At 71.3% G+C, this 4,805-nt stretch carries 5 protein-coding genes and 1 pseudogene; 4 read left to right on the top strand and 2 right to left on the bottom strand.

All coding sequences use genetic code 11. The features are described from left to right. Positions 1–89 precede the first annotated feature (89 nt). A complete protein-coding gene (locus MXD95_RS07410; RefSeq protein ID WP_250639798.1) occupies positions 90–1,175 on the bottom strand; it encodes an NAD(P)/FAD-dependent oxidoreductase in 1,086 nt (361 codons plus the stop codon). Between the two features lie 337 nt (positions 1,176–1,512). Continuing rightward, positions 1,513–2,589, bottom strand: coding sequence for a LysR substrate-binding domain-containing protein (locus MXD95_RS07415; protein WP_250639799.1), 1,077 nt, complete (start codon positions 2,587–2,589; stop codon positions 1,513–1,515). Between the two features lie 283 nt (positions 2,590–2,872). Between MXD95_RS07415 and MXD95_RS07420 the strand changes: the two genes are divergently transcribed. From MXD95_RS07420 to MXD95_RS07435, 4 genes and pseudogenes are all read left to right on the top strand, one after another. Then, positions 2,873–3,436, top strand: a complete 564-nt coding sequence (locus MXD95_RS07420) for a peroxiredoxin (protein ID WP_250639800.1) — start codon at positions 2,873–2,875, stop codon at positions 3,434–3,436. After that, positions 3,436–3,984, top strand: coding sequence for an alkylhydroperoxidase, AhpD family (gene ahpD / locus MXD95_RS07425; protein ID WP_250639801.1), 549 nt, complete (start codon positions 3,436–3,438; stop codon positions 3,982–3,984). Before MXD95_RS07420 ends, ahpD begins: the two co-directional genes overlap by 1 nt. A 153-nt stretch (positions 3,985–4,137) precedes the next feature. After that, positions 4,138–4,326, top strand: coding sequence for a hypothetical protein (locus tag MXD95_RS07430; protein WP_250639802.1), 189 nt, complete (start codon positions 4,138–4,140; stop codon positions 4,324–4,326). 249 nt (positions 4,327–4,575) lie between these two features. Next, positions 4,576–4,805: pseudogene (locus tag MXD95_RS07435) on the top strand (FadR/GntR family transcriptional regulator); the annotation flags it as partial.

Consider the following 4,805-nt stretch of genomic DNA (forward strand, 5'->3'; position numbering starts at 1 on the left):
AACTGACCCGCATCGCCACCCTCCTCGTGCTGAACGAGGACGTCCCCGACGTGTTCGGCCTCCCCACTTCCTGACGCCCTCGATGCCGGTCATCGCAGGTTGAGAAGGTCCAGGTAGGACTCGATCCGCATGGTCGTCCCCTTGATCTTGGAGGTCTGTTCGGCGCCGAGGACTCCCACGGCCTTCGCGTAGGAGGCGCCCGCCCGGGGGCCCAGGGGCAGCGAGATCCCGGGCGGGCCGGGGGTGTAGCTCTGGAGCTCCCCGCCGCCCTCGACGAGAGTGCGGATGTTCGCCGCCACGACCACCGCGTGCTGCTCCGCCGCCTTGGCCATCTTCGGCTCGTCGATGTCGGTGATGTCCCCGATCGCGAAGACGTGCGGGTACCCGGGCAGGTGCAGGGCGTCGGTGACCCGCACCTGGCCGTTCGGCAGCCGGGCCGCGGCCAGATCGGGTGCCAGGTAGTCGGTGGTCGGCACGACGCCGTGGCAGCGGAACCAGATGTCCGCCGTCAGCGCTTCGCCGGAAATGGTCGTGACGGTGAACGTCTTGGCCGTGCCCGGCTCCGAGGACGGGTTCTCCCGCAGGGCGCTGCCCAGCACCAGGGTGACGCCGAGCGCGTCGAGCTGGGCGCGCACCTCGGCGCGGAACTCCTCGGGCAGGCTGGTGCCCGCCAGAATGTCCCAGGCCGGGTCGACGATGGTGACGGGCTTGTCCGGCCAGGCCGAGCGGATCTCGCCGGCCAGCTCCAGGCCGGCGGGGCCGGCGCCCAGCAGCAGCACGCTCGCCGCCTCGGCCAGGGACTCGTGCGTGGCCCGCAGCCGCTGCCGGGCCAGCGCACTGTCGTGCACGTCGACCTTCGCCGGGAACGGGTAGGTGGAGCCCGTCGCGAGCACCAGGTAGTCGGCCGCGATCCGCTCGCCCGAGCCGAGGGTGATGCCCTGGGCATCCACCCCGGTGGCCAGGTCGCGCGCCACCCGGCCGCGGGCGAGCAGCTGGTCGTAGGGCAGGAAGAGCCGGTCGATCCAGCCGGGGTCGACCAGCCCGCGCAGTGCGGCGACGTTGTGGACGAACGTGTCGCGGGGCTCGACGAGCACGACGTCGGCGACGTCGTCCAGCGCCCTGGCGGCGGTGATCCCGCCGTAACCGCCGCCGACAACTGCCACGGTCTTCGCCATCGATCTCCTCGAAAGGTGATGCGCATCGGACGTCGATACGCGGGTCAGCGCGCGGCATCACGGGTCCGCGATGCTCACGGGTCAGCAACGCTCACGGGTCAGCGACGCCCGCAGGTTCGCGCGGCCCACGAGCTCGCGCGGCCCATAAGCTAGCGCGACCATAAGTTCACTCTACCTATAGTTTGTCTTCAAAACTAAGGCTAGCATGCCTCGGCGCGGGAGCGGACGTGGCAACGGACGCGGGCGGCTGGGCGGGAGCGGGCGGCTCGAGCCGGAACGTCGTGGACGTGCCCAGTGCCGACACAGGCCGGGATCTGGATGACTGCTGCGTTAACAGTCATGGTCCGGCAGGAGAATCAGAGGTGAATGCAGGAGGAACCGGGGCGAGATCAAGACTGGTGGCGGGCAGGGCGGCGCGGATGCGGGTGGCGAGGAGGTCCCATTCGGCGAGGCGGGCGGATGTCGTGCGGTAAGCGAGGCCGATGCGGCGGTGCGGGGCGGGGCGGCGGAAGGTGGCCACCGCCAGGCCACGACCCTCGCCGACCTCGACGGGGATCGCCGCGGCGGGCAACAGGGTGAGACCAAGACCACCGGCGACCATCTGGACGATGGTGGACAGGCTCGCGGCGCGCAGGGCCGAGCGTTCCCGAGCGCCGGCCTCGTGGCAGACGTCCAGGGCCTGAGCGCGAAAGCAGTGGCCGTCCTCGAGGAGCAGCAGCTCCTGGCCGCCGAGCGCCGCGACCGGCACGGAGCTACCGCCGGCCAACGGGTGGCCGTCCGGGGTGACCAGGACGAAGTCCTCGTCATAGAGCGGTATCTCACCGACTCCGGGCTCGTCGTTGGGCAGCGCGAGCAGCGCGAGGTCAAGCGTGCCGCCGCGCAGCTCGGCGAGCAGGGTCGCGGTCTGCCCCTCCCGCAGCTGCAGCCGCGGGAGGGAGCCACCACCAGCGCCGAGACCTGAGCCGCCGACACCTCCACCACCACCACCAGCACCAGCACCGCCAGCACCGAGGCCTGGACCGCCGGCACCATCGCCACCACCACCGAGGTCGGCGTCGCGCAGCGCCGGCAGCAGCCGGGGCAGCAGGTAGGGAGCGACCGTCGGGATGACGCCGAGACGCAGGTCGGCGGCGAGCGGGCCGCGGGCCCGCACCGCGATCTCGCCGATGTCATCCACCGCGCCGAGCACGACCCGGGCCCGGCGGGCGACCTCCTGGCCGATGCCGGTGAGCAGCACGCTGCGGGTGGTGCGCTCGACCAGGCTCACCCCGAGGGTGCGTTCGAGTGCGGCGATCGCGCTGGACAGGGTGGGCTGGCTCACGTGCAGGGCGGCGGCCGCCCGGCCGAAGTGCCGGTGGTCGGCGACCGCGACCAGGGCGCGGAGCTGGGTCAGCGTGGGCTGCGGACGAGCCATAGATCAAGGCTATCAAAGTTGCCAAATATTTCGATTTCACTTCTGAGTCGACGGTGACAAGAGTGGGTCACGTACCCGGCCCCATCCCCGCAAGGACCTCTCCCGCACCGGATTCCGCCTGGCACCGACACCGAACACCCGGACACCCGGGCGCTCCGGCACCTGGCACCTGGCACCTGGCACCTGGCGCCCGACAGCTGGCCGTCTCGATGCTCGAGCCCGGCAAGCGCCTCGGGCGGCCCTGATCCGCGGCGAGCGGTCCCATCCGAGAGGAGCACATGACGTGCTGACCGTCGGCGACACCTTCCCCGCCTACGACCTGACCGGCGTCGTCTCCCACGACCCGGACACCGCCTTCGTCCGGGAGACCTCCACCAGCCGCGCCGGGAAGTGGCGGGTCGTGTTCTTCTGGCCGAAGGACTTCACCTTCGTGTGCCCGACCGAGATCGCCGCGTTCGGCCGGCTCAACGACGAGTTCGCCGACCGGGACGCGCAGGTCCTCGGCGTGTCCACGGACAGCGAGTACGTCCACCTGGCCTGGAAGCAGAACCACCCGGACCTGACGAACCTCCCCTTCCCGATGCTCGCCGACCTGAAGAAGGAGCTCACCAGCGGCGCGGGCGTCCTCGGCGACGACGGGGTCGCGGCCCGGGCGACCTTCATCGTCGACCCCGACAACGTCATCCAGTTCGTCATGGTCACCGCCGGCAGCGTCGGACGGAACCCGGCCGAGGTGCTGCGCGTACTCGACGCGCTGCAGACCGATGAGCTGTGCCCCTGCAACTGGCAGAAGGGCGAGGAGACCCTCGGCGCGGCCGCCGCGGCCCCGGTCGTGGTGGGCGTCTGATGGCCGTCGCCCGGCTCCGGGAGCTGCTCCCCGACCACGCCCGGGACCTGCGGCTCAACCTCGGTTCGGTGACCAGCCAGTCGCAGCTCACCGAGCAGCAGCTGTGGGGCACGGTGCTCGCCGCGGCGATCGCGAGCCGCGGGCGCACCACCCTGGCCGAGCTCGAGCCCGAGGCGCTGGGGCACCTCGACCCGGCCGCGGCCACCGCGGCACGCACCGCCGCCGCGGTGATGGCGATGAACAACATCTACTACCGGACGCTGCATCTGCTCGAGGATCCGGAGTACGCCCGGCTGCGTGCCGGCCTGCGGATGAACGCACTGGCCAATCCGGGCGTGGACAAGATCGACTTCGAGCTGTGGTCGCTGGCGGTCTCGGCGATCAACGGCTGCGGCCGGTGCCTGACCGCGCACGAGCACGAACTGCGCGAGCGGGCCGTGCCCCGCGAGGTGATCCAGGACGCGATCCGGGTCGCCTCCGTCGTCCACGCCGTCGCGGTGACACTCGAGGCCGAGGAGATCTCCGCGGAGATCCGCGCGACCGTCTGAACGCTCGACCGGACGTTACGCGCGGGACAGACGCCCGCCCGATCGGTCGTCACGGTCAGTGGCCCGTCGTCCCCGCAGGGGGGCGCCGGGCCACGCGTGGTCGTGGGCCCGATCCGTCTCGATTCCCCCGCCTGTCGACCCCGCGGAGGAAGGTTGCCGCCGACGACAGCCCGTAGCCAGATCGCCTCGCCAGCCCTCGCCGCCGCCAGTCAGCGCACGCGGCTCCCCGGCCGCTACCTGCGGCTGCGCGCTCGGCCAGAGCGCAGCGAGGGCGACATCGTCGCAGGTCAGCTGACCCAGACGGCGATCCGCGCCGGACGGGCGACCACTGGGCAGGCCTAAAGCGAGCAGCTCGGTACGCGGATGACACATCGGGTGCAACATCTACTCTGCGTAACAATCTGCGGAATACACCGTGGTACTCCCACGCCCCCCTGACTGCGACCCCTCCGGAGCGCTGCCACAATGCGACCCAGTAAGCACGGTTGGTAGCCAACTGCTCGCAGTGGATACGAGCCGCCTATCAATGGTCACGTTCAGGCAGCCGGGTCGCAGCTTTGGCCGGTAGCCATCACCAGGGGGAATACGATCATGGCCTTAACGTCTTCTGCTGACCTCGCGGCGTCCCGCGTCGCGCCACATCCGGTGCGTCTGAGCCGTGCCGCCGCGGAGGGGACCGCGGCGGGAACCGTCACTCGCGGGCTGGGGGGCCCGCTGCTGGCGGCAAACCGCGTCGGGCAGCACGTGCGGGTGCCCAAGACCGCCGAACTCGTCGCCGCCCACCTGCGCCGCCAGATCGTCCGCGGCGAACTCCACGAAGG

The sequence above is a fragment of the Frankia sp. AiPa1 genome (genome assembly GCF_023243075.1).
Lineage (GTDB): Bacteria > Actinomycetota > Actinomycetes > Frankiales > Frankiaceae > Frankia.

Excerpts from the sequence above, each read along its gene's own strand:
- MXD95_RS07415 (WP_250639799.1), bottom strand. The coding sequence starts at position 2,589 with ATGGCTCGTCCGCAGCCCACGCTGACCCAGCTCCGCGCCCTGGTCGCG.
- MXD95_RS07410 (WP_250639798.1), bottom strand. The coding sequence starts at position 1,175 with ATGGCGAAGACCGTGGCAGTTGTCGGCGGCGGTTACGGCGGGATCACC.
- ahpD (WP_250639801.1), top strand. The coding sequence starts at position 3,436 with ATGGCCGTCGCCCGGCTCCGGGAGCTGCTCCCCGACCACGCCCGGGAC.